The 16,665-nt window shown below is 66.9% G+C and carries 18 protein-coding genes and 1 tRNA gene; 9 read left to right on the top strand and 10 right to left on the bottom strand.

Annotation, left to right across the window (positions count from 1 at the left end):
- Positions 1-33: 33 nt before the first annotated feature.
- The 4 genes from RZE77_RS21510 to RZE77_RS21495 form a co-directional block, all read right to left on the bottom strand.
- On the bottom strand, positions 34-777 hold the full coding sequence (locus tag RZE77_RS21510) for an amino acid ABC transporter ATP-binding protein (RefSeq protein WP_319439194.1): 744 nt from the start codon (positions 775-777) through the stop codon (positions 34-36).
- On the bottom strand, positions 774-1,496 hold the full coding sequence (locus RZE77_RS21505; protein ID WP_125964715.1) for an amino acid ABC transporter permease: 723 nt from the start codon (positions 1,494-1,496) through the stop codon (positions 774-776). The genes RZE77_RS21510 and RZE77_RS21505 overlap by 4 nt, the downstream gene beginning before the upstream one ends.
- 13 nt (positions 1,497-1,509) lie before the next feature.
- Positions 1,510-2,205, bottom strand: coding sequence for an amino acid ABC transporter permease (locus tag RZE77_RS21500; RefSeq protein WP_319439193.1), 696 nt, complete (start codon positions 2,203-2,205; stop codon positions 1,510-1,512).
- 90 nt (positions 2,206-2,295) lie between these two features.
- Entirely contained in the window at positions 2,296-3,123 is an 828-nt protein-coding gene (locus RZE77_RS21495) for an ABC transporter substrate-binding protein (RefSeq protein ID WP_319439192.1), read from the bottom strand.
- 185 nt (positions 3,124-3,308) lie between these two features.
- On the opposite strand from RZE77_RS21495, the gene fabV reads away from it, so the two are divergent.
- The 3 genes from fabV to RZE77_RS21480 all read left to right on the top strand — a co-directional run bounded on the left by fabV (position 3,309) and on the right by RZE77_RS21480 (position 6,331).
- A complete protein-coding gene (gene fabV / locus RZE77_RS21490; protein WP_319439191.1) occupies positions 3,309-4,505 on the top strand; it encodes an enoyl-ACP reductase FabV in 1,197 nt (398 codons plus the stop codon).
- A 26-nt stretch (positions 4,506-4,531) separates the two neighbouring features.
- The gene (locus tag RZE77_RS21485; RefSeq protein WP_319439190.1) at positions 4,532-4,951 is read left to right on the top strand and encodes a group II truncated hemoglobin; all 420 of its coding nucleotides are present in this window, start codon (positions 4,532-4,534) and stop codon (positions 4,949-4,951) included.
- A 156-nt stretch (positions 4,952-5,107) separates the two neighbouring features.
- Positions 5,108-6,331: an NAD(P)/FAD-dependent oxidoreductase gene (locus RZE77_RS21480; protein ID WP_319439189.1), complete on the top strand. Its 1,224-nt coding sequence runs from the start codon at positions 5,108-5,110 to the stop codon at positions 6,329-6,331.
- A 14-nt stretch (positions 6,332-6,345) separates the two neighbouring features.
- On the opposite strand, the gene RZE77_RS21475 is transcribed toward RZE77_RS21480, so the two are convergent.
- On the bottom strand, positions 6,346-7,002 hold the full coding sequence (locus tag RZE77_RS21475) for a Smr/MutS family protein (RefSeq protein WP_319439188.1): 657 nt from the start codon (positions 7,000-7,002) through the stop codon (positions 6,346-6,348).
- Complete coding sequence (radC, locus tag RZE77_RS21470; RefSeq protein WP_015866809.1) at positions 7,002-7,679, bottom strand: RadC family protein; 678 nt, start codon at positions 7,677-7,679, stop codon at positions 7,002-7,004. The genes RZE77_RS21475 and radC overlap by 1 nt, the downstream gene beginning before the upstream one ends.
- Positions 7,680-7,788: 109 nt before the next feature.
- Between radC and RZE77_RS21465 the strand changes: the two genes are divergently transcribed.
- The 3 genes from RZE77_RS21465 to RZE77_RS21455 are packed head-to-tail and all read left to right on the top strand — an operon-like array spanning position 7,789 to position 10,191.
- Positions 7,789-8,232 carry an FKBP-type peptidyl-prolyl cis-trans isomerase gene (locus tag RZE77_RS21465; RefSeq protein ID WP_015866808.1) on the top strand — a complete coding sequence of 148 codons (444 nt, stop codon included), beginning with the start codon at positions 7,789-7,791 and terminating at the stop codon, positions 8,230-8,232.
- A gap of 31 nt (positions 8,233-8,263) precedes the next feature.
- The gene (ispH, locus tag RZE77_RS21460; protein ID WP_319439187.1) at positions 8,264-9,232 is read left to right on the top strand and encodes a 4-hydroxy-3-methylbut-2-enyl diphosphate reductase; all 969 of its coding nucleotides are present in this window, start codon (positions 8,264-8,266) and stop codon (positions 9,230-9,232) included.
- Positions 9,229-10,191 (top strand): threonine/serine dehydratase, encoded by a 963-nt coding sequence (locus RZE77_RS21455; protein WP_319439186.1) that lies wholly within the window; start codon positions 9,229-9,231, stop codon positions 10,189-10,191. The genes ispH and RZE77_RS21455 overlap by 4 nt, the downstream gene beginning before the upstream one ends.
- 10 nt (positions 10,192-10,201) lie before the next feature.
- Here the strand turns inward: RZE77_RS21455 and RZE77_RS21450 are convergent, their stop codons facing one another.
- The gene (locus tag RZE77_RS21450; protein ID WP_319439185.1) at positions 10,202-10,603 is read right to left on the bottom strand and encodes a VOC family protein; all 402 of its coding nucleotides are present in this window, start codon (positions 10,601-10,603) and stop codon (positions 10,202-10,204) included.
- Positions 10,604-10,664: 61 nt separating this feature from the next.
- Here RZE77_RS21450 and serS point away from each other — a divergent pair, with 61 nt between their 5' ends.
- The 3 genes from serS (at position 10,665) to shkS (ending at position 13,794) form a co-directional block, all read left to right on the top strand.
- Positions 10,665-11,996 (top strand): serine--tRNA ligase, encoded by a 1,332-nt coding sequence (serS, locus tag RZE77_RS21445; RefSeq protein WP_319439184.1) that lies wholly within the window; start codon positions 10,665-10,667, stop codon positions 11,994-11,996.
- A 59-nt stretch (positions 11,997-12,055) separates the two neighbouring features.
- Positions 12,056-12,145, top strand: a tRNA-Ser gene (locus RZE77_RS21440).
- Positions 12,146-12,378: 233 nt separating this feature from the next.
- Positions 12,379-13,794 (top strand): surface-behavior sensor histidine kinase ShkS, encoded by a 1,416-nt coding sequence (gene shkS, locus RZE77_RS21435; RefSeq protein ID WP_124956499.1) that lies wholly within the window; start codon positions 12,379-12,381, stop codon positions 13,792-13,794.
- 181 nt (positions 13,795-13,975) lie between these two features.
- On the opposite strand, the gene RZE77_RS21430 is transcribed toward shkS, so the two are convergent.
- The 3 genes from RZE77_RS21430 to RZE77_RS21420 all read right to left on the bottom strand — a co-directional run bounded on the left by RZE77_RS21430 (position 13,976) and on the right by RZE77_RS21420 (position 16,655).
- Positions 13,976-14,578, bottom strand: a complete 603-nt coding sequence (locus RZE77_RS21430) for a response regulator transcription factor (protein WP_021008700.1) — start codon at positions 14,576-14,578, stop codon at positions 13,976-13,978.
- 72 nt (positions 14,579-14,650) lie between these two features.
- The gene (locus RZE77_RS21425; protein WP_319439183.1) at positions 14,651-15,982 is read right to left on the bottom strand and encodes a tryptophan--tRNA ligase; all 1,332 of its coding nucleotides are present in this window, start codon (positions 15,980-15,982) and stop codon (positions 14,651-14,653) included.
- Between the two features lie 13 nt (positions 15,983-15,995).
- The gene (locus RZE77_RS21420) at positions 15,996-16,655 is read right to left on the bottom strand and encodes a site-2 protease family protein (protein WP_319439182.1); all 660 of its coding nucleotides are present in this window, start codon (positions 16,653-16,655) and stop codon (positions 15,996-15,998) included.
- Positions 16,656-16,665 lie beyond the last annotated feature (10 nt).

Genomic DNA, 16,665 nt, shown 5'->3' with positions numbered 1-16,665 from the left:
GTCTGTGTGTCGGTCATGGGCGTGGAGAGCATCTCATGCGCCGCGCGCGAAGGGCGAGCGGATGTCCGAAAGAAACTGCTGCGCGCGCGGATGCTGCGGCCGGTTGAAGAAGTCGTCGGGCGTGGCGCGCTCGAGCACCTTGCCCTCGTCCATGAAGAGCACGCGGTCGGCCACCTCGCGCGCAAAGCCCATCTCGTGCGTCACGCAGACCATGGTCATGCCGTCGCGCGTGAGGTCGCGCATCACGAGCAGCACCTCGCCCACCATCTCGGGGTCGAGCGCGCTGGTGGGTTCGTCGAACAGCATCAGCGGCGGCTGCATGGCCAGGGCGCGCGCGATCGCCACGCGCTGCTGCTGGCCGCCCGACAGTTCGCTCGGCCATGCGTTCGCCTTGCCGGCCAGGCCCACGCGCTGCAGCAGGGCCATGGCGCGCTCGTCGGCCTCCTTGCGCGAGAGGCCGCGCAGCTGCATTGGCGCCATCGTGCAGTTCTGCAGCACCGTGAGGTGCGGAAACAGGTTGAACTGCTGGAAGACGAAGCCGATGCGCGAGCGGAACGCATTCACGTCGGTGCCCGGCGCATGGATGTCCTTGCCGTCGATGAGGATGCGGCCCGACTGGATCGGCTCCAGCCGGTTGAAGGTGCGGATCAGCGTCGACTTGCCCGAGCCCGAAGGCCCGCACACGACCACCACCTCGCCCTTGCGGATGGTCTCGTCGATGTCGACCAGTGCGTGGTAGCTGCCGTACCACTTGTTGACGTTCTGGAGTTCGATCATGCGGATACCTTGGGAGCCGAGACGGAGCTGGCGGTGGACATGCCGCGCCGCGCGAGCCGGCGTTCGAGCCAGTAGGCGAAGCGCGAGAGGCCGAAGCACAGGATGAAATAGGTCAGGCCCAGGATCAGGTAGATCTGCGCGGGCTTGGTGAACACCTGCGTGTTGATCTGCGTCGCAATGAACGACACCTCGGCCAGCCCGATGATGTAGCCGAGCGAGGTCTCCTTGATGGTCGAGACGAACTGGTTCACCAGCGAGGGCAGCATGCTGCGCAGGGCCTGCGGCAGCACCACCAGGCGCATCGCGCGGCCGTAGTCCAGGCCCAGCGCGCGGGCGGTTTCCATCTGGCCGCGCGGCAGGCCCTGGATGCCGGCGCGCACGATCTCGGCCAGGTAGGCCGCATCGAACACCACGAGGGCGATCAGCATGGTGGTGAACTGGTCGGTCTTCACGCCCGTCACGCTCGGCAGGAAGAAGTAGGCCCAGAAGATCACCATCAGCAAGGGAAGGCCGCGCACCACGAAGACGAAGCCCGTCACCGGCCAGCGCAGCCAGCGCCACGGGCTCACGCGCGCCAGGCCGAGCACGATGCCCAATGGCAGCGCGAGCACCAGGCCGCAGGAGGCGAGCAGCAGCGTGAGCACCAGTCCGCCGAGCGGGCCATTCGGGTACTGCCCGATGAGGAAGTAGACCCAGTAGTCGTTGATGATTTCCAGCATCTCGTCGACAGCCCTAGATGGTCCGCACCGGGAACCGGTGGTGGTACCAGGTCGCCAGCCCCGTGATGGCCAGCGACACCGTCAGGTACGCCGCGCTCGCGAACGCGAACGACTCGAAGCTGCGAAAGGTCGCGCTCTCGACCTGTCCGGCCTGGTACATCAGCTCGGCCACGCCGATCACGGTGGCGATCGAGGTGTTCTTCCAGAGGCTCAGTGTCTGCGAGATCAGCGGCGGCACCGTCACGCGCAGCGCCTGCGGCAGCACCACGCGGCGCATGGTGCCCAGGAAGCTGAAGCCCAGCGCGCGTCCGGCCTCGAACTGCACCGCCGGAATCGCGCGGATGCCGCTGCGGATGTCCTCCGCCATGAAGGCGGCCGTGTAGAGCGACAGCGCGATGATGGCGCTGTAGGCCTCGATGTGTCCCGCATAGAGCCATTGCTTGATGCCCTCGGGCAGCAGCTCGGGCGCGCCGAAGTACCAGAAGAGCATGTGCGCGAGCAGCGGGATGTTGCGGATGGTCTCCACGTACGCAAAGCCGAGCCAGCGCAGCGGCGCGATCGGCGAAAGGCGCAGGAGTGCCACCACCAGCGCGATCGGCAGCGCCAGCACGAGCGAGGCCGCGAGCAGCTGCAGCGACAGCCACAGGCCCGCGACCAGCATGTCGTGATACTTGCCGGTCAAGAGCAGCGAATAGTCGAACAGGGGCATGGGGGGCGACAGTATCACCGCCGCGGACTGTTCAGAGGCCGCGAGCCCCCATCCCTGCCTTCCCCCGGAAGGGGAAGGAGAACTGCCATGTCAGTCGATCTTGTCGCTTTCGAGCTTGAAGTCGCGCGTCTGGAAGCCCGATGCGGTGTTCGGCCCGTACCACTTGATGAAGATCTTCTGCGCTTCGCCCGACTTCTCGAGCTCGCGCAGCGTCTCGTCCACCACGGCCTTGAGCGCGCTTTCGCCCTTCTTGATGCCGATGGCCAGCGCCTCGGTGCTCAGGTTCTGCTTGAGCACCACGTACCTGGCCTTCTGCGGGCCGAGCTTGGCGTAGCTGCGCAGCAGCGCGGCCTCGTCGTCCACATAGCCCACGCCCTTGCCCTGCTGCAGCGCCTGGAAGGCCTGCTGGCTGGTGTCGAAGGTCACGACCTCGGCGGTGGGCACGGCCTTGCGGATGTTGGGCTCCTGCGTGCCGCCGCGGATGGTCAGCACCTTCTTGCCGGCGAGCTGCGGCACGTCGGTGATGCCGCTGTCCTTCTTCACGATGGCCTTCTGGCCGGTGACGAAGGTGGTCAGCGAGAAGTCGATCTGCGCCTCGCGCTCCTTGTTGTGCGTGAGGCCGGCGGCCACCAGGTCGACGTGGCCCTGCTGCAGCTCGGGAATGCGCGCGGCCACGGCAATCTGCTTGAGCACCGGCTTGACGCCGATCTTCTTCGCGATGGCGTTCACCAGGTCGACCTCGTAGCCGACGATCTGCCGCGTCTTCGGGTCGATGAAGGTCGCGGGCTCGTCGGTGCCGAGCACGCCGACCACGAGTTCGCCCTTCTTCTTGATGTCTGCGAGCTGGTCGGCATGGGCGGCGATGCCCGTCAGCAGGGTGGAGGCGGCGAGGGCCGCGGCAAGCAGGGTGTGGCGCATGGTTGTTCTCACTCCGGATGAAAAGACGAAGGGCTGGACCCTATCAACAAAACCCGCGATTATTAAATCCTCAATCGACATATGCATATGGCCTTGCGGGATCGGCCCTGGCACGGCCTGGGTTAAATTCGCGGCGCCAAAACCTGCGCCCAGCCCCCGCGGCATCCATCTTCAGCGAGCTCTTCATGATCATCAAACCGCGCGTGCGTGGCTTCATCTGCGTCACGACCCATCCTGCGGGCTGCGAGGCCAACGTCAGGCAGCAGATCGACTACGTCAAGGCAAAGGGGCCGATTGCGGGTGGGCCGAAGCGGGTGCTGGTCATCGGCGCATCGACCGGCTACGGCCTGGCCGCGCGCATCACCGCGGCCTTCGGCTGCGGCGCCGGCACGCTGGGCGTCTTCTTCGAGCGGCCCGGCAGCGAGAGCAAGCCCGGCTCGCCCGGCTGGTACAACACGGCCGCCTTCCACCGCGCCGCCGCGCAAGAGGGCCTCTACGCCAAGAGCATCAACGGCGACGGTTTTTCGGACGACGTGAAGCAGAAAACCATCGATGCGATCCGCGAGGACCTTGGCCAGGTCGATCTCGTCGTCTACAGCCTGGCTGCGCCGCGGCGCACCCATCCGAAGACCGGCGAGGTCTTCAATTCGACGCTCAAGCCCATCGGCAAGGCTGTGAGCCTGCGCGGCCTCGACACCGACAACGAAACCGTCAAGGACACCGTGCTCGAGCCCGCCACGCAGAAGGAGATCGACGACACCGTGGCCGTGATGGGCGGCGAAGACTGGCAGATGTGGATCGACGCGCTGCAGGCCGCCGGCGTGCTGGCCGATGGCGCCAAGACCACCGCCTTCACCTACCTGGGCGAGCGCATCACGCACGACATCTACTGGAACGGTTCCATCGGCGCCGCCAAGAAGGACCTCGACCAGAAGGTGCTCGGCATCCGCGCCGGGCTGGCCGCCAAGGGCGGCGATGCGCGCGTCTCGGTGCTGAAGGCGGTCGTCACGCAGGCAAGCTCGGCGATTCCGGTGATGCCGCTGTACCTGTCGCTGCTGTTCAAGGTGATGAAGGCCGAGGGCACGCACGAGGGCTGCATCGAGCAGGTCCACGGGCTTTTTGCCGACAGCCTCTGCGGCAGCGCGCCGCACCTCGACGAGGAGGGCCGGCTGCGCGCGGACTACAAGGAACTGTCCCCGCAAGTGCAGGCGCGTGTGATGGCGCTCTGGCCCCAGGTCACGAGCCAGAATGTCCACGAGCTCACCGATCTCGCCGGCTACAAGGCCGAGTTCCTGCGCCTTTTCGGCTTCGGCATCGAAGGCGTGGATTACGAGGCCGACGTGAATCCCGACGTGGGAATTCCGAACCTCGTCCAGGCCTGACAGGCGCACAGAGGGATACTCCCGCCATGCAGATTCACGAAAAGCCTCCCGCCGATACCCCCTTCGAATGGATCGGCGGCGAACCCAGGGTGCAGGCGCTGGTCGACCGCTTCTACGACCTGATGGAGCTCGAACCGGCCTATGCGCAGTTGCGCGCGGTGCACGGCGCGAGCCTCGACAACGCGCGCCAGCGGCTCTTCTGGTTCCTGTGCGGCTGGCTCGGCGGCCCGCAGCACTACACCGACCGCTTCGGCCATCCGATGCTGCGCGCGCGGCATCTGCCGCAAAGCATCGGCGGCCACAGCATCGGCATCAAGGAGCGCGACCAGTGGCTGGCCTGCATGGACCAGGCCATGGGCGAGACCGGCGTGCCCGAGGGATTGCGCGCACGCCTGCGCGATTCGTTTTTCCAGACGGCCGACTGGATGCGCAACCGCGGGGAATAAGGCTCGCCCCCAGTCTGCGCGCACTTCGTGTCGCTTCGCCAACCCCCTACCGGGGGCAACACCAGAGGCCCGGCAAAGCCGGATCCTCGGTGTTCCACGAAGGAATACCGAATTACCGAACTGCCGAACAAACAACGACTCGAAGGATCTGTTTCCATGAATTCCATCGTCATCATCGGCGGCGGCCACGCCGCGGCCCAGCTTTGCGCGGGGCTGGCTGAAGCCGGGCAGGGCGCGCGCGTGCACCTGGTCTGCGAGGAGGCTTGCGAGCCGTACCACCGGCCGCCGCTGTCGAAGGCCTTTCTCAAGAGCGCCGAGGAAACCACGCAGCCGCACAAGGCCGTCGACTGGTACCGCGAAGCGGGTATCACACTGCACCTGGGCGATGCGGCCGTGGCCATCGACCGCGAGGCGCACACCGTCACCTTGCGTTCGGGCGCGATCCTGCCGTGGGAGCGGCTGGTGCTGGCCACCGGCACGCGCGCGCGCCAAATGCCCGACCTGAAGCCGGGGCTCGAGAACGTGGCCAGCCTGCGCGCGGCCGACGAAGCGCACCGCCTGCGCTCGCGGCTGGCTGCTGCGCAGCAGGTCACGGTGCTGGGCGGCGGCTTCATCGGGCTCGAAGTGGCAGCCACCGCCAAGGCGCTCGGCAAAAGCGTGCAGGTGATCGAGAGCGCGCCGCGGCTGCTGGGCCGCGCCGTGTCGCCCGAGCTGTCGGCGCACGTGCTCGCCACGCATCGCGCGGCGGGCATCGACATCGTGCTCGGTGCGCGCACCGGCGCCTTCGAGGTCGAGGGCGAGCGGCTGCTGTCGATCCAGGTCAACGGCGTGAAGCAGCCGGTGGACCTGCTGCTGCTGGGCATCGGCGCGGTGCCCGAGACCGCGCTGGCGCAGGCCGCGGGCATCGAGTGCGCCGACGGCATCGTGGTCGACGGCCACATGCAGACCAGCGCGGCCGACGTGCTCGCCGTGGGCGACTGCACGCGCTTTCCCGACCGCCGCGCGGGCCGCGCGCTGCGGCTCGAATCGGTGCAGAACGCGAACGACCAGGCGCGCACGGCCGTGGCCACCCTGACCGGCGCGCCACGCCCGCACGACGCCGTGGCGTGGTTCTGGTCCGACCAGGGCAGCATGCGCCTGCAGATGGTGGGCCTGATGCCGGCCGAGGGCACGCCGGGCCTGGCCAGCGTACGCCGCGCCGGCCCCAAGCCCGAGGCGTTCTCGCTCTTCCACTATGTCGATGGGCAACTGGCGTGCGTCGAATCGGTCAATGCGCCGGTCGATCACATGATGAGCCGCAAGCTGCTCGAAGCGGGGCGCAGCCCCGATGCCGCGGCGGTGGCGGATGCCTCGATCCCGCTGAAGAACCACTTGTCCTAGCGGCCCTGCCGCAGTCAGCGCCGCGCCGGCGCCAGCAACACGACCAGCGCGCCGGCTCCGCCTTCGGCCGGCTTGGCCTGCACGAAGGCGATCACTTCGTTCTTCTGGATCAGCCAGCGCTGCGTCTTGGTCTTGAGCACCGGTTGCTTGCCGGGCGAGCCCAGGCCCTTGCCGTGCACCACGCGCACGCAGCGCAGACCCTGCTTGTAGGCGTTGCGGATGAAGCCGCCGAGCGCCTCGCGCGCCTCGTCGCTGCGCAGGCCGTGCAGGTCAATTTGCGCCTGGATGCTCCAGTCGCCCTTGCGCAGCCGCGCGGTCACGTCGGTGCCGATGCCGGGGCGGCGAAAGCTCATGGCGTCGTCGACGTCGAGCAGGGTGGTCACGTCGAACTCGTCGGAGAGCGACTCGCGCAGCACGCGCTGCTCGTCGAGCTGGTGCTGTACCGGAATGGGCGCCGGCGGCTCGGGCGCGAGCGGCACCACGGCCTTGCGGCGCAGCGGCTCGGTCGCACCGATGGCGCGCGTGAACAGGTCTTTCTCGGCGGCGCGCTTGCGTTCGGCCGCGGCCTTGGCGGCGGCGGCCGCCGCTTCGCGCTCGCGGGTCTCGGCCAGCGTGCGCTGCACCTGCTTCAAGTCGGCCAGGTTCTTGATGGGCGGCGTGCGGGAGGCCATCAGAGCAGCCCTTTCTCGGCCATCGAATAGCTCTGGCCGGCGCTGACGATCACATGGTCGAGCACGCGCACGTCGATCAGCGAAAGCGCGGCCCTGAGCGTCTGGGTGAGCGACTCGTCGGCCCGCGAGGGCTCGATGCTGCCGCTCGGATGGTTGTGCGACAGCACCACGGCCGCGGCCTGGTGGTGCAGCGCACGCGTGACCACTTCGCGCGGGTAGACGCTGGTCTGGGTGAGCGTTCCGCGAAACAGTTCCTCGAGCACGATCAGCCGGTGCTGCGCATCGAGAAACAGCACCGCGAACACCTCGTAGGGGCGCGATCCGATGTGCAGCTGCAGGTACTGCTTGACCGTGCCGGGCGAGTCGAACACCGTGCGCTCCTTCAGGCGCTCGGCCATGGCGCGGCGCGCCAGTTCGAGCACGGCGATGAGCTCGGCGCGCTTGGCGTCGCCGCCCATGCCCTTGATCACCTTCAGGTCCTCGGCGCTGGTCTGCAGCAGGCCCGAAAGGCCGCCGAAGTGGTCGAGCAACTCCTGCGCGAGCTGGAGCACGTTTTTTCCCGCCACGCCCGTGCGCAGCAGCAACGCCAGCAGCTCGGCGTCGGCCAGTGCGGCGGCGCCCCGCGCGATGAGCTTTTCGCGCGGGCGGGCGTGGGCGGGGAGATCCTTGAATGCCATCGAAAACCTGGGTGAAACCTTGAAAGAGCGGGCGGAAGCCCCGGCTCCTTAAAATGCAGTCCAGTTTATCGGGACACCCACCTTGTCTTTGCCTACCTCCGCTGCACCCATGTCCCACGTTGTGACTTCCGGCTCGTTCCTGACCCTGCATTACCGGCTGGCCGGTCCGGCGGGCGACATCATCAACACCTTCGCCGACAAGCCCGCGACCCTTTCGCTGGGCACCGGCGAGCTCTCGCCCGCCATGGAGCAGCGGCTCATGGGCCTGGAAGAGGGCACCCACGCCACCTTCGAGCTGCCCGCGGGCGAGGCCTTCGGCGAGCGCAATCCCGAGATGCAGCAATGGGTGGCCCGCAAGCTGCTCGCGCAGATGGGCGATCCCGACGAGCAATACGCGGTCGGCGACGTGGTGCAGTTCCCCACGCCCGACGGCGCGGGCAGCTACGCGGGCGCGGTGGTCGAATCGAACGAGACCGCGGTGCGCTTCGACTTCAACCATCCGCTGGCCGGGCAGCCCGTGACCTTCGAGGTCCGGCTGATCGGGGTTCTATGAGCGGCCCGGCGGCTACTGCAGGATGCCTGGCATGAACACGAACATCGAGGAAGTCATCCTCGCCGAGCCGCGCGGCTTCTGCGCCGGCGTGGACCGCGCCATCGAGATCGTCGAGCGCGCCATTGCCAAGTTCGGCGCACCGATCTACGTGCGCCACGAGATCGTGCACAACACCTACGTGGTCAACGAGCTCAAGGCCAAGGGCGCGATCTTCATCGAGGACCTGGCCGACGTGCCGCCCGGCGCCACGCTGGTGTTCAGCGCTCATGGCGTGAGCAAGGCGGTGCAGCAGGAGGCGCGCGACCGCGGCTTCGACGTCTTCGATGCCACCTGCCCGCTGGTGACCAAGGTGCACGTCGAGGTCGCCAAGCTCGCCAAGGAGGGCTACGAGTTCATCATGATCGGCCACAAGGGACACCCCGAGGTCGAAGGCACCATGGGCCAGCTTTCGAGCGGCATCCACCTGGTGGAAGACGTGGAAGACGTGGCGAAGGTGGCACCCGCGCAGACCGAGAAGCTCGCCGTGGTCACGCAGACCACGCTCAGCGTGGACGACGCGGCCGAGATCGCGGCGGCCGTGCGCGCGCGCTTTCCGAAGGTGCGCGAGCCCAAGCAGCAGGACATCTGCTATGCCACGCAGAACCGCCAGGACGCGGTCAAGATCCTGAGCCCGCAGGTCGACCTGGTGATCGTGGTCGGCAGCCCCACCAGTTCCAACAGCAACCGGCTGCGCGAACTGGCACAGCGCCTGGGCACCGAAAGCTATATGGTCGATTCGGCCGACGAGCTCAAGCCCGAGTGGTTCGAGGGCAAGGGCCGGATCGGCCTCACGGCCGGGGCCTCGGCCCCCGAGGTGCTGGTGCGCGAAGTGGTCGAGCGCGTGAGGGCGCTCGGTGCGGTGTCGGTCCGCAAGATGGACGGCATCGAGGAAACCATCAAGTTTCCGCTCCCGAAGGGCCTCAAGCTCGACGACATTCCCCCTCCTGGACACATCTCTTGAACAACGAAAACACCCACTGGCGCTCTGAAACGGAGAGCGCCTCCCGCAGGCTGCGCGAACGCGCCGGCGGCTTCCTGCGCCAGACCCCGCTCTGGAAGCTGCCATCAGCGGCCTTCGGCCTGGCGGCGCCGGGCGTGGAGGTGTGGCTCAAGCTCGAGCACATGCAGGTGAGCGGCAGCTTCAAGGCGCGCGGCATGATGAATCGCCTGCTGGCCAACGACATTCCCGAAAGCGGCGTGATCGTGGCCTCGGGCGGCAACGCGGGCATTGCCACCGCGGCGGCGGCCAAGGCGCTGGGCGTGCGATGCCAGGTGTTCCTGCCCGGCGTCTCGCCCGAAGCCAAGCGCGCCCGCCTGAGGGCGCTCGGCGCCGAGGTGGTCGTGGTCGGCGAACTCTATCCCGATGCCCTGGCGGCCTGCCTCGCGCGCCAGAAGGAAACCGGCGCCTTGCTGACCCATGCCTACGACCAGCCCGAAGTCGTGGCCGGCGCGGGCACGCTCGGCCAGGAGATCGAGGCGCAGGGCGGCCTGCCCGATTCGGTGCTGGTGAGCGTGGGCGGCGGTGGCCTGATCGGCGGCCTCGCCGGCTGGTTCGAAAAGCGCGCCCGCGTGGTGGCGCTCGAGCCCGAAAAGGCGCCCACGCTGTACCGCGCCCGCCAGGCCGGCGAGCCGGTCGACGTCGAGGTGGGCGGCATTGCCGCCGATTCGCTCGGCGCGCGCCGCATCGGCGCCATTTCCTGGGACATCACCCAGGAATACGTGCAGGACGCACTGCTGCTGTCCGACGAATCCATCCGCGCTGCGCAGCAGTGGCTGTGGAAGGAATTGAAGCTCGCCGTGGAGCCGGCCGCCGCGCTGCCGCTGGCGGCGCTGCAGACCGGCGCCTACCTGCCGCGCGAAGGCGAGAAGGTGTGCCTGATCGTCTGCGGGGCCAATGTCGATCCGGCCACCGTGGCCTGAGGCGGCTGCCCTATTTCTCGCAGTTCACCATCCACGGCACGCCGAACTTGTCCTTCAGCATGCCGAAGCCCACGGCCCAGAACTGCGGGCCGTACGGCATCGTGACCTCGCCGCCTTCGGCCAGGGCGTCGAAGAGCTTCTTTCCCTCGTCCACGCTGTTGCCCTGCACCGACAGCGAGAAGCCCTTGTGCCCCTCGAAGGGCATGCCGGGCGGCATGTCGGAGGCCATCAGCTGGTGGCCGCGGGCTTCCAGCGTGGCGTGCATGACCTTGTCCTTGTAGGCGGCGGGCGTTTCGGCGCCCATGGGGCTTTCGCCGAAGCTCATGCTGAAGATGACCTTGCCGCCCAGCGCCTTGGCATAGAAGGCCAGCGCCTCGGCCGCGTTGCCGTTGAATGTCAGATAGGCTTGCATCGCTCTTTCCCTTCGGTTGAGGTTGCGGGAGCGCGATGCTACGCCCACCTAAAATCCCCCCATGCTTGACATCACTCTGCTCCGCAAAGACCTGGCTTCCGCTGTGGCCGGCCTCGAAAAACGCAAGAAGAACCAGCCCTACCTCGACGTGTCGGCGTTCACCGCGCTCGAGACCGAGCGCAAGACGCTGCAAACCCGCACCGAGGAAATCCAGGCCCGGCGCAACACGCTGAACAAGCAGATCGGGCCGCTCAAGGCCAAGGGCGAGTCGGTCGATGCGCTGATGGCCGAGGTCAACGCGCTCAAGGCCGAGCAGGAATCGCAGTCCAGCCGCCTCGAGGAGATCCAGCCCGAGCTGCAGGCGCTGCTGCTGGCCGTGCCCAACCTGCCGCACGCCAGCGTGCCGGTCGGCGAGGACGAAACCGGCAATGTCGAGATGCGCCGCTGGAGCCCGCAGGGCGGTGCCGGCGCCGATGCCGCGCCGCTGGCCTTTGCGGCCAAGGACCACGTCGACCTGGGCGCGCCGCTAGGGCTCGACTTCGAGATGGGCGCCAAGCTCGCGGGCTCGCGCTTCACCGTCATGAAGGGGCCGATCGCCCGGCTGCACCGCGCGCTCGCGCAGTTCATGCTCGACATCCAGACCGAGAAGCACGGCTATGCCGAGTGCTACGTGCCCTACATCGTCAACGCCGCCACGCTCAGCGGCACCGGCCAGCTGCCCAAGTTCGAAGGCGACCTGTTCGCCGCCAAGAAGGGCGGCCAGGACGGCGAGCCCGCGCCCGACCATTCGGCGCTCTATCTCATCCCCACCAGCGAAGTGCCGCTGACCAACTTCGTGCGCGACGAAGTGGTGGCCGAGGCGCAGCTGCCGATCAAGCTCACGGCCCACACGCCGTGCTTCCGCTCCGAAGCGGGCAGCGCCGGGCGCGACACGCGCGGCATGATCCGTCAGCACCAGTTCGACAAGGTCGAGATGGTGCAGATCGTCCACCCCGAAAAGAGCTACGACGCACTCGAGCAGATGACCGGCCACGCCGAGGCCGTGCTGCAGGCGCTCGAACTGCCGTACCGGGTGGTGCTGCTGTGCACCGGCGACATGGGCTTTGGCGCCACCAAGACCTACGACCTCGAGGTGTGGCTGCCGGCGCAGAACACCTACCGCGAGATCAGCTCGGTGTCGAACTGCGAAGCCTTCCAGGCGCGCCGCCTGCAGGCCCGCTTCAAGAACGCCCAGGGTAAGAACGAACTCGTCCATACGCTCAACGGTTCGGGTCTGGCAGTGGGCCGCACATTGGTCGCGGTGCTCGAAAACCACCAGAACGAAGACGGCTCGATCAACGTGCCCGCTGCGCTGCGGCCTTACCTCGGCGGACTGGAAGTGTTGCGCGGTTGAACGGGCAGGGCTTCAAAAGCCCGGTTTGGGTCTGCTATAATCGCAGGCTCGACAGCACCGGAGAGGTGGCAGAGTGGTCGAATGTACCTGACTCGAAATCAGGCGTACTAGCGATAGTACCGAGGGTTCGAATCCCTCCCTCTCCTCCAAGAATGGCCCCGCAAAGGGGCTATTTTTTTGCCCGTTCCACGGGCACGGCCGTCCGCGCTGGCGAAACCGGGGCCTTTCGTTTCCATGCTTTCGCGTTTTTTGCGACCGCTGTTCACGGCGTCCAGCCAAGCTTCGAAGCAACTGTATCGGCCCGTTAAGATCGCCACCTCCCCATGCCCTCGCATGCCGGGATTTTTCCTTGTAGTCGAATGAACAAGAGGCTCCGTGCCACATGGCCAATCCGTCGATCGCGAGCGTGACACCGGTCCCGGCTTCGGCCGACGAAGCCGAATCCTGGGTACGCGGCGAGCTGATCCGCAGCCTGATGCGATCCGCGCGCGGGTCCTACATTGTCTCGGCGGCGCTCATGCCGGCGATGGTCGGCCTGAACTGGAGCTACGTGCCCCACTGGGAGCTGCTCACGTGGCTCGCCGCCGGCCTCATTGCCACGGCCTGCCGGGCCTGGGGCGCCAGGGTCTATGCCGTGCGCTACGCGGGCAGGAGCGCGGCGGCGCAGCTGCAGTTCACCGAACGCTATGGCTTCATCTGGAGCACCAGCGCGATCGTGTGGGGCCTGTCGATCCTGTTGTTCTTCGAGCGCACGCCGCAGGTCAACCAGTTCATGAGCTGGCTCATCGTGGCCGGTGTCGGTACGTTCCCGCTCAACGGCCTGGCGCTGCACCCACCGCTGCTCAAGCGCTACGTCAACACGCTGTTCATCACGATGCTGGGAGCGGTGCTGATCCGGCTCGTGAGCATCAACCTCGTGGAGCCGCATTTCCAGTACGGCTTCCTGATGCCGATCCTGCCGATCCTGCACTGGTTCCTGCTGCTGCGCGCGGGGCGCCACATCCACGAGACGGCGCGCAACAGCCTGGAGCTGCTGTTCCACAACCACATCCTGATCAAGTCGCTCACGCAGCAGCGGCAGGCCGCGGTGGCCGCCGTGGCCATGAAGAACCGCTTTCTCGCGAGCGCCGCGCACGACATGCGCCAGCCGGTGCTGGCCCTGTCGCTCTATGCTGACTGGCTGCGCAACGAGCCCGAACTGGTGCTGGAACTCGCGCCCAAGATCGTTCGCGCTACGCACGCGGTGAACGCGCTGTTCGATTCGATGTTCGACCTCGCGCGCATCGATTCAGGCCAGGTGCGCCTGCACATCGAGCGCGTGGACGTGGCCGAGCTGCTGCATGACCTCGAGCTGCAATACCGACCCGTGGCCGAAAGCCGGGGGCTCGATTTTCGCGTGCACGTGACCGAAGGCAGCTTCCTGACCGATCCGATCCGGGTGCGCCGCATGCTCGGCAACCTGCTGGCCAACGCGATCAAGTACACCACCGACGGCGGCGTGCTGCTGGCCTCGCGGCAGACGCGCGACGGCCTGCGCGTGGAGGTGTGGGACACCGGCATCGGCATTGCGCCCGAACACCTGCGTGACGTGTTCCTGGAGTTCTACAAGGTGGCCGACCATGCCGGCACCTCCGACGGCTTCGGCCTGGGCCTGGCCATCGTCGCGCGCCTCTCGCATGTGCTGGGCCACCCCGTCAGCGTGCGCTCCCGCCTGGGTAGCGGCAGCGTGTTCCGCGTCGCCCTGCACGACGCCGACGAAGCCGTGGCCCAAGCCCGCGTCAGCGCCTCCGGCGGCTGAGCCAGCGGCCCTCCGCCGCGACCAAAAAAAACCGCGCCAACGCGCGGTCTTCAGCAGCCCACAACCCGCTCGCTTTTCCCCTTCCAGGAACACCGTGGAACCGGCTTTGCCGGGCCACTGGTGTTGCCCCCGGTAGGGGGAGGGAGAAGCGACACGAAGTGCGCGGAGCCTGGGGGCGAGCTCAATTTCCGGAAAGCAACCCGTTGGTCCGCGCGTAGTGCAGCGCCTGCGTGCGGCTCTTCACGCCCAGGCGGCGGAACAGGCGCCACAGGTGCACTTTCACGGTGTGCTCGCTGATCTCGAGGTCGGTGGCGATGTCGCGGTTGCTCATGCCCTTGTCGAGCATGGCGATCAACTGCGTCTGGCGCTTCGACAGCTTGCTGTTGCTGGCCAGCGCCGGCTCGTCCGCCTCTTCCGAGCCCGCCATCAGCAGGCCGCGCAGTGCAGCGGCCAGTTCGGCCGAGCTGGCCGACTTCTCGATGTAGGTATCGGCGCCGGCTTCGATGCAGGCGTCTTCCATGTCCCCGGCCGGTGCCGCCGAATAGACGGCGATCGGCACGTTGGGATAGACCTGCTTGACAGCGACCACGCCCGAGACGCCATTGGTGTCGGGCAGCTTCAGGTCAAGGCAGAAGAGCGTTGGCTCGCCGCGCTGCTGGACCGAACTCGCGAGCTTGTCGAGGCGCTCGAGCTCGACGATGTTTTCGGCCGGCCGCAGACGCCGCAGCACCATCACGATCGCGTCGCGCATCAGGGGGTGGTCGTCGATGACATAAATGCTCATGTTTTCTTCCTTAGTGATCGCACGGTCTTCTCTCGTCAGTCCTCGGCGGGTAAGCCGATGGATATTGCCGGATCAACTTCCGTTGGTAGAGGTCGTTGTCTCCGCCAGTGCTTCCAGCGCCTCTTTCGCGGCGCGCAATTCTTCCGGGCCCACCGGCTCGAGCTGTTCGGCGAGCGTGGCCAGTGCCGCGCCGCGCTGCTGCTGCAGGGCGGCGATGGCGCGGCCGGCTTCCTGCGGCGAGGCGAATCCGCGGCTCTGCAGCAGGGTGGCGCCGTGCGCGTCGAGCAGCTTGAAATAGAACAGGCCGTCGCGCTCGCGGTACTGCTTGAAACTCGGCTTGGCGACCTTGGCCGCCTTGCGGGCGCCGCCCTTGTCGCGGCCTGCCGCAAGATTGCGCAGCCCCACCGCGTGGCGCAGCTCGGCCATGAGGGGGCGCGAGAGCTTGCGGGCCTTTTCGGCGCCGATGAGCAGAATGCGCTCGATCTCCGCCGGGTCGTTCATCAGCGCTTCATAGCGCTCGCGCAGCGGCGCCACTTCGAGGTCGATGCGCTCGAACAGCATCTGCTTGGCGTCGCCCCAGCCGATGCCGTCGGCGTACGCCTTGCGCAACGCCTCGGTTTCTTCGGCGCTGGCAAAGGCCTGGTAGATCTGGAACAGCGCCGAGCCTTCGGTGTCCTTGGGCTCGCCGGGCGCGCGCGAGTCGGTCACGATGCTGGCAATCTGCTTTTGCAGCTGTGCGCGCGGCGCGAACATGGCAATGGTGTTGCCGTAGCTCTTGCTCATCTTGCGGCCGTCGAGGCCGGGCAGCGTGGCGACGGCATCGTCGATCTCGGCTTCCGGCAGCGTGAAGTGCTCGCCGTACTGGTGGTTGAAGCGCTGCGCCATGTCGCGCGCCATCTCGATGTGCTGCACCTGGTCGCGCCCCACGGGCACCTTGTGCGCGTTGAACATCAGGATGTCGGCACCCATCAGCACCGGGTACATGAACAGGCCCGCCGTCACGTCGGCGTCGGGGTCTTCGCCCTTCGCGATGTTCTTGTCGAGCTGTGCCTTGTAGGCGTGGGCGCGGTTGAGCACGCCCTTGCCGGTCACGCAGGTGAGAAACCAGGTCAGCTCGGTGATCTCGACGATGTCCGACTGGCGGTAGAAGGTGACGCGTTCGGGGTCGAGCCCGCAGGCCAGCCAGCTCGCGGCAATCTCGAGCGTGGAGCGCTGGATGAGCGCCGGCTCCTGCACCTTGATGAGCGCGTGGTAGTCGGCCAGGAAGAAGAAGCTCTCGACGCCCGGCGCGACGCTCTGCCGCACCGAATGGCGGATCGAGCCGACGTAGTTGCCGAGGTGCGGCGTACCCGACGGCGTGATGCCGGTCAGGACGCGCAGGGGAGCAGGAGAAGACGAAGCCATGGGACGAGGGAACTTAGAGCAGTGGAGAGAGAAGAAGCTTGATGAAGTCGTAGCCTATGGTCATCAATGGCTGCATCCAAATGGTGTCCAGGATCCTGGCAATGATCAGCCCCATCACGATAAAGAAACCAAAAGGTTCAATTCGCTCCAGGAAGGTCTGTGCGGGACCGCTTGGCAATAAACCAGCGAGCACACGCCCGCCATCGAGCGGCGGCAGCGGAAACAAATTCAGGACGCACATCACGAGATTGACTCGAATGCCGCCTTCTGCCATTTCGCGGAAGAACTTCTCATCGATCTCAAAGATTTGAAGCAATGCCCAAACCAGAGTCCACAGAAGGGCTTGGACAAAGTTCGACATCGGACCGGCCAGCGCGACCCAGATCATGTCGCGCTTTGGATTCCGAAGCCGTGCAAAGTTGACCGGCACCGGTTTGGCATAGCCGAAAACAAAATTTCCGGAGGTTGCGAAGTACAGCATCAGCGGCATCAGGATGGTCCCGATGGGGTCGATGTGCTTCATCGGATTGAGCGTGACGCGGCCCATTGCCTCGGCGGTGTTGTCGCCGAAATGGCGCGCCACATAGCCGTGCGCCGCCTCGTGCACCGTGATCGCGAAGACCACGGGCAAAGCGTAAATAAGTACGGTCTGTATCAGGTTGGAAATATCCACTGGGCGATTG

The organism is Variovorax sp. SPNA7 (genome assembly GCF_033807855.1).
Lineage (GTDB): Bacteria > Pseudomonadota > Gammaproteobacteria > Burkholderiales > Burkholderiaceae_C > Variovorax > Variovorax beijingensis.
Note: the sequence above shows the minus strand (reverse complement) of the source record. Positions and strands in the feature narration are given on the sequence as shown.

Coding starts and splice junctions, on each gene's coding strand:
- RZE77_RS21475 (WP_319439188.1), bottom strand. CDS start 7,002: ATGGCCTCCCGCACGCCGCCCATCAAGAACCTGGCCGACTTGAAGCAG.
- RZE77_RS21465 (WP_015866808.1), top strand. CDS start 7,789: ATGTCCCACGTTGTGACTTCCGGCTCGTTCCTGACCCTGCATTACCGG.
- RZE77_RS21430 (WP_021008700.1), bottom strand. CDS start 14,578: ATGAGCATTTATGTCATCGACGACCACCCCCTGATGCGCGACGCGATC.
- RZE77_RS21480 (WP_319439189.1), top strand. CDS start 5,108: ATGAATTCCATCGTCATCATCGGCGGCGGCCACGCCGCGGCCCAGCTT.
- ispH (WP_319439187.1), top strand. CDS start 8,264: ATGAACACGAACATCGAGGAAGTCATCCTCGCCGAGCCGCGCGGCTTC.
- RZE77_RS21485 (WP_319439190.1), top strand. CDS start 4,532: ATGCAGATTCACGAAAAGCCTCCCGCCGATACCCCCTTCGAATGGATC.
- radC (WP_015866809.1), bottom strand. CDS start 7,679: ATGGCATTCAAGGATCTCCCCGCCCACGCCCGCCCGCGCGAAAAGCTC.
- RZE77_RS21450 (WP_319439185.1), bottom strand. CDS start 10,603: ATGCAAGCCTATCTGACATTCAACGGCAACGCGGCCGAGGCGCTGGCC.
- fabV (WP_319439191.1), top strand. CDS start 3,309: ATGATCATCAAACCGCGCGTGCGTGGCTTCATCTGCGTCACGACCCAT.
- RZE77_RS21425 (WP_319439183.1), bottom strand. CDS start 15,982: ATGGCTTCGTCTTCTCCTGCTCCCCTGCGCGTCCTGACCGGCATCACG.
- RZE77_RS21505 (WP_125964715.1), bottom strand. CDS start 1,496: ATGCTGGAAATCATCAACGACTACTGGGTCTACTTCCTCATCGGGCAG.
- RZE77_RS21495 (WP_319439192.1), bottom strand. CDS start 3,123: ATGCGCCACACCCTGCTTGCCGCGGCCCTCGCCGCCTCCACCCTGCTG.
- shkS (WP_124956499.1), top strand. CDS start 12,379: ATGGCCAATCCGTCGATCGCGAGCGTGACACCGGTCCCGGCTTCGGCC.
- RZE77_RS21500 (WP_319439193.1), bottom strand. CDS start 2,205: ATGCCCCTGTTCGACTATTCGCTGCTCTTGACCGGCAAGTATCACGAC.
- serS (WP_319439184.1), top strand. CDS start 10,665: ATGCTTGACATCACTCTGCTCCGCAAAGACCTGGCTTCCGCTGTGGCC.
- RZE77_RS21510 (WP_319439194.1), bottom strand. CDS start 777: ATGATCGAACTCCAGAACGTCAACAAGTGGTACGGCAGCTACCACGCA.